Source organism: Rhodopirellula halodulae (genome assembly GCF_020966775.1).
GTDB lineage: Bacteria > Planctomycetota > Planctomycetia > Pirellulales > Pirellulaceae > Rhodopirellula > Rhodopirellula halodulae.
Genome location: NZ_JAJKFV010000029.1, coordinates 1,680,565 through 1,697,251 on the forward strand (window position 1 = coordinate 1,680,565; position 16,687 = coordinate 1,697,251).

Here is a 16,687-nt window from a genome sequence, read left to right on the forward strand (position 1 = left end):
CTTTTCATCCGTGATCTTCTCTCGGCGACAACATGATTGAGACGTCCCCGAATGCCACCGACGTGGCTACCAAATCGGTCAACGAAGCTTCTGCTGTGCAATCAACTGAGCAACCAAACGCGAACGCACCACAAACAGAAGTGACGACTCGTGGGCGAATGGGAAAGTCGCAAGGGGTCCGGATCGCTGGCACGGGATCCTATGTTCCCGACCGCATCGTGACCAATGAAGATCTCGCCGCGTTGGGCTGCGATAGCGATTGGATTGTTCGTCGCACGGGGATCTTGCAGCGTCGTCACGCCGATGCCGATCAGGCCACCAGTGATCTGTGTTACGAAGCCGCCATTCGTTGCCTGGACAACGCCAATGTGACGGTGGATCAAGTCGACTTGATCCTTATTGCCACGATCACACCTGATCATCCGACGCCCTCGACTGCGTGTCATTTGCAACGTCGGTTAGGAGCCTTGGCACCGGCGATGGACATCGGGGCAGCTTGCGCTGGTTTCATGTATGCGTTGGTGACCGGAGCTCAGTTTGTGGCCAGCGGCAATGCTCGCAACGTGCTGGTGATCGGTGCGGATCTGATGAGTCGAACAGTCGATCCGGAGGATAAGAAAACCTACCCGCTCTTCGGCGACGCGGCCGGGGCAGCCTTGTTGACCGTCGCTTCCGGTTCATCAGATTGTCAATCCAAGAGCTGTTCAGGATCGAATGCCGAGTCAAACGGGTTGTTGGCCTATCAGTTAGGCAGTGAAGGGTGTGGCGGCGAAATGTTGTGCATCCCCGCCGGTGGAACGCGTTTGGCCATCACGCCTGAATCGCAAGCCGAAGGCAAGCAGTACCTCACGATGGACGGTCGTGGCGTTTTCAAATGGGCCGTAAGAGTCTTCGACGAAAGTGCCAAAGACGTTTTGAAGGCCGCGAATGTTTCGCCGGATGACTTGGCATTGGTTGTTTTGCATCAAGCCAACCAGCGGATCATTGATTCGGCGGTGTCCGATTTGAATGTTCCCGCCGAGAAGGTGTTCGTGAATCTCGATAAGTATGGCAATACCTCGGGAGCAAGCATTCCACTCGCACTGGATGAAGCCGCCCGCGAAGGTCGATTGAAACAGGGCGACTTGGTATTGCTGTGCGGCTTCGGAGCCGGACTTGCTTGGGGAACGGCGCTGCTTCGTTGGTAGCGCCTGTGCGGCTGAGTTGATCTAGGCACGCGGGTGAAAGTCGCGATGGACCTTCTGCAGGCGAGAGTGTTCCACGTGGGTGTAGATCTGGGTCGTTTGGATGCTGGCGTGTCCCAGCATTTCTTGAACCTGGCGTAAGTCGGCACCGCCGGCGAGCAAGTGAGTCGCGAAACTGTGACGCAAACTGTGTGGGCTGATCTCGTCCGCGATCCCAGCCCGTTTCGCGTATCGTTTGACCAGTCGCCAAAGTTGGATTCGATCCAACGGTTTGCCGCCTCGCGAAAGAAACAGCTCGTCCACCTGGCCCGGGTTGCGGTCCGATAAAATTTGCCGGCTTTCTTCCAGGTAAAGCTGGATCGCCTGGATCGCTCGTCCACCGATCGGGACCAAACGCTGCTTGTCGCCTTTGCCGTGGCAACGCAGGGTGCGGTCATCGAATGCGAGGTCGCGAATTCTCAGCGTGCAAACCTCTGTGGCTCGGCATCCAGTGGCGTACAGGACTTCGAGCAAGGCACGATCACGTTGCCAGAACGTGTCGGATTTCTTCACCGCAGAAAGAAACAGATCCACCTCGGTGGGCGACAGCACACCGGGCATCCGTTGCCACGCTTTTTGTGTGGCGAGCAACTCCGCAGGGTTGTCGACGGCGATGCCTTCGAGTTGCAGGTACTTGAAGAACGTTCGCACGGCGACGATGGCTCGAGAAATGGAGGTGGGGGCCAATCCTTCGCCGTGCAGCGAGGCCACGAAATCAGAAAGGTCCGAAATCGTCAGCGTTGCGGGGCGCCGACCGTCCATCCAACCAACGAAGCGTTTCATGTCGCGTCCGTAGGCGGCCACTGTGTTGTCAGCCAGATGGCACTCCCGTTTCAGATAAACCAAAAATTCATCACAAACCGCTTGACCGGCCGAAGGGGCGGCTGATTCTGGCTGTCCGGCCTGCAATTGCTGCAATTTGGTGATTCGTTTAGCCACTCTGGTGCTGCTCTCCGCGTGTCCGTTGCCGATTTGTGTTTGAGTCCCCGAGTCCGTCCAAAACCGAAACGGGCAAAACCGACGCGGGATTTCAGAAGCTCCTGAATTCGTTATCGTCCTAGCGGCCGCTGGCCGCCAACCTCAATTTTGCCTTCAAATTCTCTGTTCGAAATTTGCTATGAAAGTCTTCGTCGTCGGCGGTGCCGGATACATCGGGTCTCACGCGGTCGCCTTGCTTCTGGATGCGGGGCACGAGGTCGTGGTCTACGACAATCTTTCACGAGGACATGCGAAATCGGTGCCAGCGGGATTGCTGATCGAGGGCGATCTGCATGACACCGGCAAAATCACCGCATTATTGAAAGAGCATGCGATTGATGCGGTCATGCACTTCGCTGCCTTTGCTGAAGTCGGCGAGTCTGTTCGTGACCCGTCGATCTATTACCAGAACAATGTGGTTGCGACACTGTCGTTGTTGGAGGCCATGCGAGCGGCGGACGTCAAGAAGATCGTCTTCAGCAGCACCACCGCGACTTACGGCCAACCTGATACCGTGCCGATTCCCGAGACCACGCCGCAGAATCCGATCAATCCCTACGGATTTTCCAAGTTGGTGATTGAAAAGGCCTTGGCTGATTACGCTCACGCCTACGGTTTTGCCTACGCGGCATTGCGGTACTTCAATGCGGCGGGGGCAAGACCAGACGGCAGCATTGGTGAGCATCATGATCCGGAATCACACCTGATTCCGATCGTACTGCAAGTCGCGTTGGGCCAGCGGGATTCCATCACGATCTTTGGCGACGATTACCCGACCGCTGATGGCACCTGCATTCGCGATTACATCCATGTGGATGATCTCGGTGACGCACACCTTCGAGCACTCGATCGATTGAAGCCGGGCGAAGGCATCCAAGTCAATCTTGGCACCGGACGCGGCACCAGCGTTCGCGAAATTGTGGAGGCTTGCCGCACGGTGACTGGTCATGCGATTCCCGAGGTGATGGGAGAACGTCGTCCCGGTGATCCAGCCGAGTTGATTGCCGATGCAAAATTGGCCGGCGAAGTGCTCGGGTGGAAACCTCGCTACACGAAGATTCAAGAGATTGTTCAGACGGCTTGGAATTGGCATCAATCGCATCCTCAAGGGTACGACACGGTGTGATTCAGGAATTCACGCCCCCGATGTCTCGCCTTTGAGCCTTCAGAGGCTGGCAAGAATCGAGCCGACGGCGTCACCAATCCGGGGATGCCTCAATGCCTAGGTTCGACACTGGTTGTCGGTGTCGGACGGAATCACGATGATGGAGGTTCCGGCGAACTCGACACGCCATCTTCATTTTTACCGCTAAGACGTTGGCGTAGTTTCGTTCATGTTTCCTTTGCGACGCTCCACAAAAGACTCGTCGGTGGATTGGCCGGCTCTCTTGTCGTTGTTGGAAGACGATGACCGCCGCGCGGCAGTGGCACGGATCGCACCGAACGAAGGTCGCGAAAGCTACCTCACCGCGTTGCGACGGATCGATACCACGTTGTCGCAATCGACATTGGCATCGGGACGTCGTTTGCACACCGCATCCAAATTGATCGATCGTCCAACGATCGCGGTTTCCGGGATGCTGAACAGTGGCAAAACCAGTCTGGTCAGTTCGTTTCTTTCGCCCGCGGGTCGACGTCGTACCCTGCGCGGGACGAGCAACAAAGATGGCACGCATCGGTTCGTGCTTTGGCTGCCGCAAAGTTGGCGAGCCGATGTGGAACTTTGGAGTTTGTTGATCACTCGCATTGGCGACTCGTTGGGCAACTCACCCGAGGAGTTGTCGTTGGACCCTGAAATCGCGGCGACTCAGTACAACAATCGCGATGGTGATGAAACCTTGTTGTCGGTCCCGTTGCTTGCCACGGATCCTGGATTGGACGAAGTGGGCGTTGGGTTGTTGGATTGTCCCGATATCGTTTCGGATGCCGAATTCGGATTGGGATCACCGGAAGAACGTCGCGAGCTGTTGGGACGAGCGGCCACCCTGTGTTCCGCTTTTCTGATCGTCACCGGCGCCGAATCATCACGCGACACAACGTTGGCCGACTTGCTTCGCATCGCATCGGATTTGATGCCCGGCGTTCCGCGAATGTTGGCGGTCAACAAGGTTCGCCCTCGTCAGACACCGGACCAAGTTCACGAGACCTTTGACCCTTTGGTGCAGAAGTACGGCGTTGGAACACTTTATGCCGCGTATGATTTTGACGTCCCGGCCAGTCGTCCATTCATCCCACGCGGCGAAGACGAGACCGACACACGCGATGTGATTGCGTCGTCCGAAGCGGATGCGTTGGATGAGCCTCAAGCGGATCCTTTGCCGGTTTTCTTTTCTGTCAGCGAAGACCCGGATGCGAATCCGCCCGCGGCGATCGAGGAGGATCGTTTGTTGCGTGCGTTGCCGACGAAGCTGGATCGCGGAGCTTTGTTCTCGCAGTTGCATCAAGCTCTGCGAATCAACCTGGAAGACGCGGTTTGGAATCAGGGGTTGGATGCGATCCAGATCAATGCGGATGAGTCGTTCGAAAAGACGCGACGCTGCCAACAGTTGCTTCTGGACTCCGCTCTGGAGTATTTCGCTCATCGCAAAATTGGCGGAGAAGTCATCGAGTTGCGGTTGCATCAAAGCGAACGCATCATCCGTCAACTCACGGAGTCGTTTGCGGCCACCGCTCCTTGGTACGCTCGGTGGGGCGTTCGTTTGAATGCGACCTTGCGTCGAGTGATGGGAGGTGCCGGTGATTTCATCCGCAGTCTGACTCCCACCGCCGTTTCACGTCGTGCGGCGGATGACATCAAAGGACGGTTTCGAAGTGGGGAGTATGGCGGCTTGATCGAGCCCACCGGATTGATCAACGAGATCGAACGCCATGGTGGAACGGCAATCCTGACACACTTGAAGCGTGACGCGGGTGAGGCGGCACAGAACGCGTCCGCTTCGGACCAGGATTCAGACACCAACGCACCATCACCATTTCGTGAACCCGTTGAACGGGCGGTCTTGCGGTTCGAGCAAGATGACTTCACCACGCTGGATCCAAGAAGATTGGATGCGGCGATTCGGCAAATGTGGTCGGAGGTGCCGGTGCATCGAAAAATCGCCACAGGGCTGACTCCTTTGGCGGCTTTGTTTGCGACCTTCGGGGCGGTGCTGATGATCCCCGTGGACTTCGGGGCAAACATGTTCTTGGCAGCGTCGATTCCCGAATTATTGGCGGCTGCTGGCCTGACGACTTTGTCGGCCATGTGGGCGGCAAACCGTGGGACGCAAGACGTTGGGCAGCAGGCCGCTCGTCAGCAGCTCGCCGATTTCTTGGCGGTGCTTTGCGATGAACTCGGTGTCGCTCGGCCGGACCCGCCGATGGACGTTCGAGTCAGCAAGACGACGATCACCTTGCCGCCGTCGCGAATTCCCGGCGGTGAACCTCCGGAACAGATGATGCCGCTGCTGAAAGTACGCGACGAATTTGTGAGTGAACTGAAGCGATTGCTGCCACGTCCGAGTGGCAAGGGCAAACGTGGAGCGACGAAATCTTCCGAAGCAGGAGTCACGCGATGAGCCCCATGGCGATGGATGATTCAGGCGATCGGTTTTTGCAGCGAGTGCATCGTGCGGCGGATCGTGTGCTTGGGAACAGTCAGGCTGGACGCGAGATCGGCGAGTTGTGTCGCGACCATTCGGAAGCCCGCCAATCGATCATGACGGATCGTGCTTCCGATGCTTTGGTGGTGGCCGTGGTGGGAGCGACCGGGCAAGGCAAATCGTGGTTGGTTCGCCAAATGATTCGTGGTGGTCCGGTGGATGCCATTCGCAGTGGGAATTCGTTGGAAGAGGCAACGGAGAAGCTGACCTGGATCGGCCCCAAGCCTCCCGCCGATCTGGACGTTCGGCACGAACGATTCGTGGCTTGCGATTCTGGAAAGATGCGGTCGATTGGCTCACCTTATTTGCTGGTGGATGCACCGGGGGCAACCGATGATCGACGCGCGATCGCCAGTGTGGCGGAACGGGCGCTCGCGACAGCATCGGTGTTGATCATGGTGATTCGCCGAGACCAATTGCGGAGCCAGCGAGTGACCGGTTTGGCGGCCGCTTCGGAAGGCACGGTGGTCATCCCCGTGGTGAACATGGCGGATCGTGACGATGAGTCGTTGGATACCGATGTGGAGGCTTTGATTGCGCGATTGCGTCAGACGGCACCGCAAAGCCAGATCGCTCCCGCGGTGATCGTGAGTGACTTCGAAATCGATCCACGTGGCGAAGACGAAATTGGAATCGAACTTGCCGAGACGCTGGGACGTCGAATCGAAGAGGCCGTTTGCGAGTCGGGAGGCGGGGATCAACGACGAAGCACACGCCTGTCTGCTTTGGACGCCCGATTCTCCGCCGCGGTGGCGTCGGTGTTGCAAACGGAACTGCCCGAATTGACCGGAGCAGTTGACCGATTGAACGCGGAGGCGACACGTTTGCCAACGGAAGTGGCGGGAACTTTGTTGGGTGGTGCAACGCCGCTGAGAGCGGCGATCCGAAGTCGACTTCGGCTGTTCTTGTTAGCCGATACCGCTGCGATTTGGTTTCCTTATCGCACCATTCTGTCGTTGCTTAATCTGACGCATGGTGCCTGGGATCGTGTCCTGTTGTCGTTGTCCGGGAGCTTGCCGTCGTTGATCGGCGCGGTCTACGCCGGAGCACGCAATGTCAGCGATCAGCGCAACGCGGACATGGATTTACGAAACGGACTGCGTCAAAGAACAGCGGCTTCCGTGGCGGAGCGATTGGAACCGATGGCTCGGCGATTCCGCGCTGAGTTGAACAAGTTTCGGCACGGATCGATTGAGATTGCACCCGACGTTTCTCAGGATGTGCCTGTGGCGTCGCTGTCGGGAATTGAATCGTTGCAAGAAGCTTCGCAAAACTCATTCGATCGGGCGATTGAACGTGGTGCTCCGTCGGTGTGGTTCGCCAACATGGTGGGGGTGCTGGGAACGCTGCTGTTTTGGCTATTGATGACGGGGCCTTTGGTGGCTCTGTATCGCGGTTACTTTGATGCCAGCTATTCCACCATGCGAGATGTCTTGGCGGTTGAAGGCGTGGCGGGCGACCTGGAAAAATTCCCTCGTCCGGATGCATCCATGTTGTTCACGAGTTTGATGTTGTCGTTGTTACCGACCGCGATTTTTTCGATGTTGGTTTTGTCATGGGTGCAAGCCAAACGGCGAGTGGACGGAATCGAGTTGACTCTCAGAAGTGAACACGACCAGTTGGTGGAAGGTTTGCAAAAAAAGGGTGTGTTGCGGTTGGCTTGGAGCGACCCGTTGCTGGCTGATGCTGAGTTTCTGTTGTCCGTGGGGCGATCCGGAAGAGAGAGACGATGATGCTGGCGATTGAAATCAGTGAGCTGGGCTCGCATTGGGAGCCGATCGGGCATCACCAATTGCTGTCATTGGCACAGGCGGAAACTCCCGCCGGTGAACCGGATTCGTTATGGTCGATCGTAACGAGCGGCGGCGCGCCGGGGCTCGCGATTTTGTTCGTGCTGGTTGCCTTCAGTGTCACGGCCGTTTACTTGGTCGTGGATCAGTCGCTTGCTTTGCGCCGAAAGGATGTTGTTCCTGAGAAACTCAGTGAGGGCGTTGCGGCGGCTCTGAATTCTTCACGTTTGTCGGAAGCGGAAATGCTGTTGCGGCAACACCCCAGTGTCTTGGCCGGAGTGGTTGCGGTCGGACTGAACCATCGCGAGTACGGTTGGCCGGAGGTGGAGAAATCTGTCGAGGACGCGCTAGTCGATCAGTCGGCTCGCATGCTGCGGCGTATCGATTATTTGTCGATGATCGCGAATTTGGCTCCGATGGTTGGGTTGCTTGGCACCGTGACCGGGATGATTTTCGCGTTTCGTCAGGTGGCGGCTTCGCAGGGAGCGGCCGGAGCGGGGGACTTGGCCGAGGGCATTTACCAAGCCTTGGTGACGACCGTCGGTGGTTTGCTGGTCGCCATCCCGGCACTTGCCGCGTCAGGGGTGCTTCGCAATCGAGTGGATGCGTTGCTATCCGAAGTCACGTTGCAGGCGGACCGAGCTTTGGCCCCGCTTCGGCGTCGAGCAGCGGCCAGTTCGCGAATGGTCAGTGCTTCCACGCCGGGAGGCGGGCGAATTGTGGCCGTGCCGCCCGCTCAAATGCCTAGTCGTAAGTCTGCTCCACCAGAACAGGATGGGAATCGATGAACCGTTGGATGGAACCGTGTTTCGGCAGCTTGATCCTATGTGCTGCGTTCTGTTTCGCGAGTCTTGCGTCAGCTACTCCGCCGCCGAATCAAAATGCGGCGTCGGCCAAGAAAGACGATCACGCGAACGGCGTTGAGGAGTCGGTTCAGAACGAAGTTGCGAAGGAATTGCCAAAAGCCAAACTGCCAGTGATCGAAAAAGGAGACGCGTCCGCCAGGATCAAGAGTGCTCTTGATGGATCTGAGGTCTCGCCAACCGGCGATGGCATGTTGGATGACGTGTTGGATGTGATCCGAAAACGCGGCAGCGTGTTGGATGGATCGGTGCTAGACAGCGAACTGCCGTCTGTTCTTCCTGCGACGGGCAAAGGTGAGAGCAAGGAACAAGAGGATTCGGAGTCAGACGCGGACCAAGCCAGAGCATCCTCGGAGTTGTTCGAATTGGCCGAACAATTGCTGCGAACCGCACGAAGACTAGAGAAGGTTGGCATGTCGGCGGCTCTCAAACGCCAGTCCCAGGGACCAAGAGGTGCACACGCTGTCCCATCGGAACTGATGTCGATCGACCAAATGGTTTATCAGATGCGGCTGCGTGCGGTTGAGCTGATGCGCCGTGGTCTGAAAGTGTCCGTCGAGTAGAATAGCGGCCCCGCCTTCATCCCCACACCATTCTTCGGTCTCCATGCTCTCTACCCTGCGAAATCAGCTCAGACGGCCGTTGGTGTTGGTCGGGCTCGGGGTGGTGCTGCTGATTTCAGGTGCCGTTGCAGCCGACTATTTCACCGGTTTGCCGAAGGACGCCGTCGCGACGTTTGTGGGACGGGAATCGTGTGTCGAGTGCCACAAGGACGAGTCGCATTCATTCGCTGGCTCGCACCACGATCTGGCGATGGACATCGCGACCGACGACACGGTCTTGGGCGACTTCAACGATGTGGTGTTCGAACACGACGGGCTGCAGAACCGACTGTTCCGAGACGGTGAGCGGTTCATGATTCACACCGAGGGGCCTGATGGAAAGATGCAGGACTTCGAAGTGAAGTACGTATTCGGCGTGGATCCGCTGCAGCAGTACATGGTCGAGTTTGATCGGGATCCGGATGCGAATGAAAACGAGATCGGGCGGTTGCAAGTTCTGCGAATCAGTTGGGACACGCATCGAAAAGAATGGTTTTATCTGAGACCACCGGATGTGCCGGAGAAGCTAGAACCTGATGATCCGCTGCACTGGACCGGAGTCGCGCAGCGTTGGCAAACCATGTGTGCGGATTGTCACTCGACCAATCTTAAAACGAACCACGATGTCAAAACGTTGACTTATCACACAACGTTTTCCGAAATTGACGTCAGTTGTGAAGCATGCCATGGTCCCGCCAGCTTGCATGTTGAAATGGCGCGAGGAAATTCACTCTTTTGGGATCGCCACCACGGGTATGGATTGGCGAAGCTAAAAGGAAGCGATCCGACCGGGCAATTGGAAGCGTGTGCTCCTTGTCACAGCCGCCGTAGCGTTTTGGATCCCGACTATCAGGCAGGCGATGCGTTTTGCAGTCACTTCAACTTGGAATTGTTGCGTGGCGATACGTATCACGACGATGGACAAATTAAAGACGAGGTGTATGTCTTTGGGTCGTTTGTGCAAAGCAAGATGTATCACAAGGGAATCCGTTGTACGGATTGCCATGATCCTCACTCGTTGGAACTGAAGCACCCGGGCAACGAGACTTGCACGTCTTGCCATCAGCACTCCGCGGGGAAATACGATGTGCCATCACACCACCATCATGCGGTGGGTTCCGAAGGGGCGAAGTGTGTGAACTGCCATATGCCACACACGACGTACATGGATGTGGATCCGCGGCGTGATCACAGTCTGCGGGTTCCTCGGCCGGATTTATCTGTGTCGATCGGAACGCCGAACGCGTGCAGTGGTTGTCATGTGAAAGACCAATTGGAAAGCCTTCCAGCAGAGAAACGTGATTCTCTGACGCTGTATCAGGATTGGTTGTTGGCTGCTTCGCAGGGCGACGAAGAGGTTGCCGAGGCCATCGCGAAAACAGACCAATGGTGCAATGAAGCTTGCGATCGTTGGTACGGTGCGAATCGTCAAACGCCAGCGCACTACGGCGAGATTTTGTCCGGGTTACGGAGTGGCGACTCAAAAGCAATTTCGCGTGCTCTGCGGTACGTAACCCAGCCGCCCGAGATCGCACCAGTGCTCGCGAGAGCCACGGCCCTGGACGAATTGATGCGATCGGGGCGTGCCCGAGAGGCAATTTCCGCAGCCAAGACCGTTCTCAAAGACGCAAATGAGCATCCGATTTTGCGATCGACCGCTGCACGAGTTTTGGGGAACACGAATCCGTCGGATGCGGTGAAGGTCTTGTTGCCTCTGCTGGATGATCCTTCGCGGTTGGTGCAGAGCGAAGCGATCAAAGCGTTGGTCTCCTCCGGTGGTTATCAAACGCTATCGGGGACGCGGAGAAAGAAGGCTGACTTGGCGATCGATGAGATCGAAAAGGAACTGATGGTGGCTTCGGACCGCGCTGGAGCTCACATGGCTTGGGCGTCATTGAGCGAGCAACGTGGGGACTTTGTTGAAGCCGCGAAGGCTTATGAGAACGCCATGCGAGTCCAGCCCGAGATGTCTGGGCCTCGAACCAACTTTGCCGCCATGTTGGATCAACTGGTCAATGCCGCGTCTCAGTCAGGAGATGCCCGATCGGCGATCGTGAAGCTGTTTGGTGACACCGGAACGCTAACCGAGGTGGCGACGCGTGCCAGTGAGAAAGCCAAGAAGTTGCGTCGAGACGAATTACCGCTGCTTGGACGCGACGCGAAGCTGGCCGCAGACAATGCCGAAGTGCAATACCGTTACGGGTTAGCGCTGTATTTATCCGGTGATTTGCCAGCTGCCGAAAAGCAACTACAACGTGCAGCTGAATTGGCTCCCGACGTGGAGATCTTTTCAACAGCACTTCAGTTGTTGAGAGATCGAATGAAATCGTCTGAGCTGTGACTTCTCACGACTTCTCTTCTGAATTGATTCAAAACACGGAACAGCAGCATGCTTCACGCAATCATCATGGCTGGCGGTAGTGGCACTCGATTTTGGCCGGCTTCTCGCAAGGCGAAGCCAAAACAACTGTTGTCGTTGGCGGGTGACCGCACCATGATTCAGGCAACCCGTGATCGGTTGAATGCGGTGATCCCTGCGGAACGCACGCACGTGTTGACGTCGGTCGCTTTGGTCGATCCGATTGCGGAGCAGCTTCCTGAGTTGCGACCTGAGACGATCGTGGGGGAACCCTGTCGGCGAGACACCGCTCCTTGCGTGGGACTGGCTGCGGCTCTGGTCGCTCACGAAGACCCCGACGCGGTCATGCTGGTCTGTCCCTCCGATCATGTGATCCTGGAGCATGAAAAATTTGCCGAAGGCGTTCAGCGAGGTGAAGCCATTTTGAAGGAGCATCCAGGAGCAATCGTGACGTTCGGGATCAAGCCTTCTTATCCCGCCGAATCGTTTGGCTACATCCAACGCGGTGAGCAACTCGAAGGGCACGAGGCCTACGAGGTCAAAACGTTCCGCGAAAAACCAGATGCGGAAACGGCCAAGAGGTACTTGGAAGAGGGGACGTTCTCCTGGAACAGCGGCATCTTCTTGTGGAAGGCTCAGACGATCCTGGATGCGTTGAAGCAACACGAGCCAGAAATGCATGCTCATATCCAGGCCATCGCCGATGCGATTGGGACGCCGGAATACGACGCGGTGCTCCAAAAAGAATTCGCGGCAATCGAAGGCAAATCGATCGACTATGCGGTGATGGAACGTCACTCGCCGGTGGTCGTGATCGAAGCACCATTCGATTGGGATGATGTCGGCAGTTGGCAAGCCGTGTCGAGATTGCATCCTGCGGACGAGGCAGGCAATGCGGTCGTCGGGACGCACGTGGGCGTTGATTCAACCGGTTGCATCGTGCACGGCGAACCGGGCCACACGATCGCGACCATCGATGTTCATGATTTGATCGTCGTTCAGACGCCCGATGCGACGTTGGTGGCCCCAAAATCGTCTGAGGAACGGGTTCGGGAAATTGTCGCGGCGCTTCAGGCCAGCGGAGCCGAAGACCGAATCTGAGGTTTTTGAACGACGACATGTAGCAACCGGCGATTGAGCGGAAGGGAGATTCAGTTGCTGCACCGCGTCCGGATCGTCCGAGGTCGGGCTCGTTCGATGGAAAGGGCGAATTCGTGGTTTAAAACGATTGATCTTGCTTTGGGCGGTGGTTTCTGGCTATCGGTCGGTGTGATGTGCTGTTTTTCAGCGCATCGCCGTTCTCGCGGATTGGTCTGCGGGCGGCACCTTCCGGTTTCCCGCGTCATTGCAGTGTTTTGATGTCCCAACGCACCGCCTCCCGAATCAGTTGCCAATTGCCACGGTCACTTGGATCGCTATCGATCTTCGTTGCCACCATGGTCAGTTTGACGCTTGAGGGGCTCCCCGTCTCCGGCCAGGAATCTGGTGGAGCGGTGAGTCAACCGTATCTAGTGTTTGTCTCGGACGAAGCTGTTCACCTGCGCTGTGGACCTTCCGGCGAATATTACAAGACCGATCCCGTGCGTCACGGGCAGGAGTTGGAGGTCTACGTCGAAACAGCGGACGGTTGGTTGGGAGTCCGTCCCGTCGATCAGAGCTTTTGCTGGATTGCGGCCGACGCGGTGAAACTCAACGCCGATGCAGCGAAATCCAATCAGTCATCCAAAGACGTTTTGGGAAAAGCGTCGGTGACCGAAGACAAAACGGTGGCTTGGATTGGAACCAACCTCGGGCGAGCCCGCCGCTATCGCTGGCAAGTGCAGTTGGCGGAAGGCGAAGAAGTCACGATCGTTGGCAGTAGCGAACGCGAAGGGCCAGACGGGCCTCAATTGTGGTACCGGATCGTTCCGCCGTCCGGTGAATTTCGTTGGATCCATCGTGACCAAACCGTCTCGACCGCCGAGCAATTGGTGGCCAGCCTGAAGAAGCCCGAACCCGCATCGCACATGTTTTTACCTGATGCCGATTTGCGGCCCACGCCGGCACGCGAGGTCGCATCCGCCAACGCTGAACCCAAATCGGCAGACAGTGGCCAGCAACCACGAGTCGTGATGTCCCAATTCGAAGCGGATGTTGCTGACGAGAATTGGGACCTGGATACCGATTCACATCGTCACGAAGAGAAGTCGCATCCACGTCGCGAATTGGCTGACCGCGTTGCTCAGCTTCGTGGTGAAGAGGAGCAATTGCATCCCGGGCGTAAGATCGAATCCCACGATGACCATCGTCCTCGTAGTCTTTCAGACCGAATCGCTCGCGGATTGGAATCCTTGATAGGCGGAGCAAAGGATACGGAGGACTTGGAGCCAATCACCAGTTCCAGTCGGCGTGTTCCTGACTTGGTACCGATCGACGATTACCAAATCGCGCAGGCTCGGCCGTTCAATGTCGCACCGACCGCAGCGGGAGCATCCGAGCTTCCGGCTTCGACGGCTATGGCAGCGACCGCCACACCGATGAACCACCCGGCAGCGGCCAGTTCATCCATGGCTGACTCGATTGTCGGAAGTGGTGTCGCTCCCACGGCGGTTCCATCCACCGCCATGACCGCTGCATCCAACCCGGTCTCCATGCCGCGAGAATCGATCATGACGATCACGTCACGTCCGCGCATGGTGGACGGCGGTCCGATTGCATCTGTCGGTGCAGTTCCAGGCGTATCGCCTCAGCCGTCTATCGCTCAGGTCTCCGCGAATTTCGCGATGACACCTGCTAAGAAACGCGTTATTTCCTCCTCGCAGATGGAGCAGGTTCAACGCGAGGTTGCCAGTGCCGACGCGACAACATTGCCGGTGCTGTTCTCACGTTTGATGGCACGTGGAGCTTCAGCACCAGAAGTGAGTTTGGTTGGCGAAGCTGCTGAGCGTTTGCAGATGCACGCCTTGGCAACCCGATGCCGCGAATATCAAGTGGTGGCACAACGTCGCGATGGAGAGACCGTTGTTCAGACAACCACTTTGCCAACGCCATCGGTGATGGCTTCCCCGATTCAACAGCCCGTTGCGGGCACCGCGGTGGCGATCCCCAGCGTGGCTCCTGCGGTGGATGCGATCGCTCCGGCCGCTCATGCTGTCGTTCAAATGCCGGCCGCTGGATTGCCCGCCGCTGAATCGCCCACTGTCCAATTACCCGTCCACGAGGGAACTCTGGTCGAGGTTTACTCGGCAGATCCCACGCGGCCTCCTTACGCGATCACTGATCGGGGCGGACGCACTTTGGCTTACGTGACACCGGCTCCGGGCGTCGACGTTCACTCGCACCTCGGGACACGAATCCGAGTGACCGGAGAGAGTGGCTATCTGAAAGGCGTCGAGACGCCTCACGTGATGGCGACATCGGCGACTCGAATCGCACGCTGATTGATTCGGCAGAACGCTGATGACGAACGCAGGCCGCGATCGAGTTTGAAACAAAAAAACGTCATCCGAGCGATGCCCGGATGACGTCGTGAAGCGAGGGCCGCTTTCTATCGAGTGAGTCTTGCTCTAAGCGGGGCTTTCTATGAGCTGGGCTCTAGCTCAACCAGCTTGGCAATTCGCCAGCAGCGGGCATGTCGATGATTTGGCAATCGATGACCGCGTCGATCGCACGCAACGCATCCATCGCGGCGGCTGGCACTTCGCCATCGAGGCTGAGAACACCGATCGCCGCTCCGCCGGGAGCGTTGCCTTCGCGACCGACAGCCATCTGAGCGATGTTCACGCCGTGGCTGCCGAAGGTCGTGCCGACTTGACCGATGATGCCCGGGACATCTTTGTGGGCGAAGACCAGCAACTTGCCGTCCAGGAAGGATTCCAGACGATAGCCATTCACAACGATCAAACGAGGCATGTCGTGGCCAAGGATGGCGGCACCCGCTTGAACCGTTTTTCCGTTGCCGCTGACTTCCGCCATGATGCTGCTTGTGAAAGCACCTTTGTCGCCGGAGGTCTCGCAGGTCAATTCAATTCCGCGTTCGCGAAGAAGCATCTCGGAATTGATCACGTTGGCATCTTCGACGACGCGTTCCAGCAATCCGGCACAGAATGCGTTGTGCAAGACTCGGGTGTCTTTCCCGGAGACTTCTCCACGGAATGTCAGGCGAGCTTGGTCGATTCCGCCGCCGTGCAGTTGGCTGAGGAACAAGCCCAGGCGATGTGCGACGTTTAGGTGACCACGCAGTTCTGCCAACGTCTTTGGATCAAGGGAGGCGACGTTGACGCTGTGGCGGATTTCACCCGTTCGCAGGTAGTTCAACAGCAGATGTATGCCTTCCACCGCAACCTGGGTTTGAGCTTCCTCGGTGCTGGCTCCCAAGTGAGGCGTGCAAACAACACCGGGCATTCCGAACAGCGGGCTGTCCGTGCAAGGTTCGTTCTCATAAACGTCCAGAGCAACGCCGCCCAGCTTGCCCGTTTTCAGGCCTTCCACCATGGCTTCGGCGTCATAGATGCCACCGCGAGCAACATTGATGATCCGCAGACCCGGCTTGACCTTTTCTAATTGCGACATGCCAATCAAGCCTTTGGTTTCAGGCGTCAACGGCGTGTGGACGGTCAGGTAGTCAATTTGTGGCAGCATGTCATCGACCGTGGCGACACGCCGAACCTTCAGCGATTCCGCTTGATCGTCGGTCAGGAATGGATCGTAGGCGACCACTTCCATGTCGAAGGCTTGAGCACGCGAAGCGACTTCGCGACCGATGCGTCCCATGCCAACGATGCCGAGGGTTTTTCCGGCGACCTGCGTACCCATGAATTTTTTGCGGTCCCAACGGCCTTCGATCAGGCTTTGGTTGGCAACGGCGATGTTGCGGCTCATGGCGAGCAGCATGGCAAACGTGTGTTCCGCGGTGCTGACCGTGTTGCCCGCGGGCGTGTTCATCACGACAATCCCGCGTCGCGTGGCGGCAGGTTTGTCGATGTTGTCCGTTCCGACACCGGCACGCACCAAGGCGCGAAGACGAGTGTTGCCTTCCAGCGATTCTGGGGTGATAGTCACACCACTGCGAAGGATCGCCGCGTCGAATTCGTTGAGTGATTGACGGAGTTCTTCACCTTTGAGTTTGGTGCGAACTTCGTATTCGATGCCTTCGGTGGCATCCAGCAAATCGAGGCCTTCTTGGGCGATGTCATCCAGGACGAGAATGCGATGCATGTTGGGGACTGCGTTGTTTAGTCGGGGGACAGATG

The 16,687-nt window shown here is 57.4% G+C and carries 11 protein-coding genes; 9 read left to right on the forward strand and 2 right to left on the reverse strand.

The annotated features are described in order from the left end of the window. Positions 1–32: 32 nt before the first annotated feature. A complete protein-coding gene (locus LOC70_RS19030; protein WP_390889058.1) occupies positions 33–1,187 on the forward strand; it encodes a beta-ketoacyl-ACP synthase III in 1,155 nt (384 codons plus the stop codon). A 21-nt stretch (positions 1,188–1,208) separates the two neighbouring features. On the opposite strand, the gene xerD is transcribed toward LOC70_RS19030, so the two are convergent. Beyond that, positions 1,209–2,162: a site-specific tyrosine recombinase XerD gene (xerD, locus tag LOC70_RS19035; protein ID WP_230255567.1), complete on the reverse strand. Its 954-nt coding sequence runs from the start codon at positions 2,160–2,162 to the stop codon at positions 1,209–1,211. Between the two features lie 178 nt (positions 2,163–2,340). Between xerD and galE the strand changes: the two genes are divergently transcribed. From galE to LOC70_RS19075, 8 genes are all read left to right on the forward strand, one after another. After that, complete coding sequence (gene galE, locus LOC70_RS19040; protein WP_230255568.1) at positions 2,341–3,327, forward strand: UDP-glucose 4-epimerase GalE; 987 nt, start codon at positions 2,341–2,343, stop codon at positions 3,325–3,327. Between the two features lie 208 nt (positions 3,328–3,535). Continuing rightward, a complete protein-coding gene (locus LOC70_RS19045) occupies positions 3,536–5,758 on the forward strand; it encodes a hypothetical protein (RefSeq protein WP_230255569.1) in 2,223 nt (740 codons plus the stop codon). Further along, complete coding sequence (locus LOC70_RS19050; protein WP_230255570.1) at positions 5,755–7,575, forward strand: hypothetical protein; 1,821 nt, start codon at positions 5,755–5,757, stop codon at positions 7,573–7,575. The genes LOC70_RS19045 and LOC70_RS19050 overlap by 4 nt, the downstream gene beginning before the upstream one ends. Then, positions 7,572–8,420, forward strand: a complete 849-nt coding sequence (locus LOC70_RS19055) for a MotA/TolQ/ExbB proton channel family protein (RefSeq protein ID WP_230255571.1) — start codon at positions 7,572–7,574, stop codon at positions 8,418–8,420. Before LOC70_RS19050 ends, LOC70_RS19055 begins: the two co-directional genes overlap by 4 nt. Next, complete coding sequence (locus tag LOC70_RS19060) at positions 8,417–9,058, forward strand: hypothetical protein (protein ID WP_230255572.1); 642 nt, start codon at positions 8,417–8,419, stop codon at positions 9,056–9,058. The genes LOC70_RS19055 and LOC70_RS19060 overlap by 4 nt, the downstream gene beginning before the upstream one ends. Positions 9,059–9,101: 43 nt before the next feature. After that, positions 9,102–11,438 carry a HEAT repeat domain-containing protein gene (locus LOC70_RS19065; RefSeq protein WP_230255573.1) on the forward strand — a complete coding sequence of 779 codons (2,337 nt, stop codon included), beginning with the start codon at positions 9,102–9,104 and terminating at the stop codon, positions 11,436–11,438. 48 nt (positions 11,439–11,486) lie between these two features. Further along, complete coding sequence (locus tag LOC70_RS19070; protein WP_230255574.1) at positions 11,487–12,557, forward strand: mannose-1-phosphate guanylyltransferase; 1,071 nt, start codon at positions 11,487–11,489, stop codon at positions 12,555–12,557. A gap of 257 nt (positions 12,558–12,814) precedes the next feature. Beyond that, positions 12,815–14,875 carry a hypothetical protein gene (locus LOC70_RS19075; protein WP_230255575.1) on the forward strand — a complete coding sequence of 687 codons (2,061 nt, stop codon included), beginning with the start codon at positions 12,815–12,817 and terminating at the stop codon, positions 14,873–14,875. 154 nt (positions 14,876–15,029) lie between these two features. On the opposite strand, the gene serA is transcribed toward LOC70_RS19075, so the two are convergent. Then, positions 15,030–16,652, reverse strand: coding sequence for a phosphoglycerate dehydrogenase (gene serA / locus LOC70_RS19080; protein ID WP_230255576.1), 1,623 nt, complete (start codon positions 16,650–16,652; stop codon positions 15,030–15,032). Positions 16,653–16,687 lie beyond the last annotated feature (35 nt).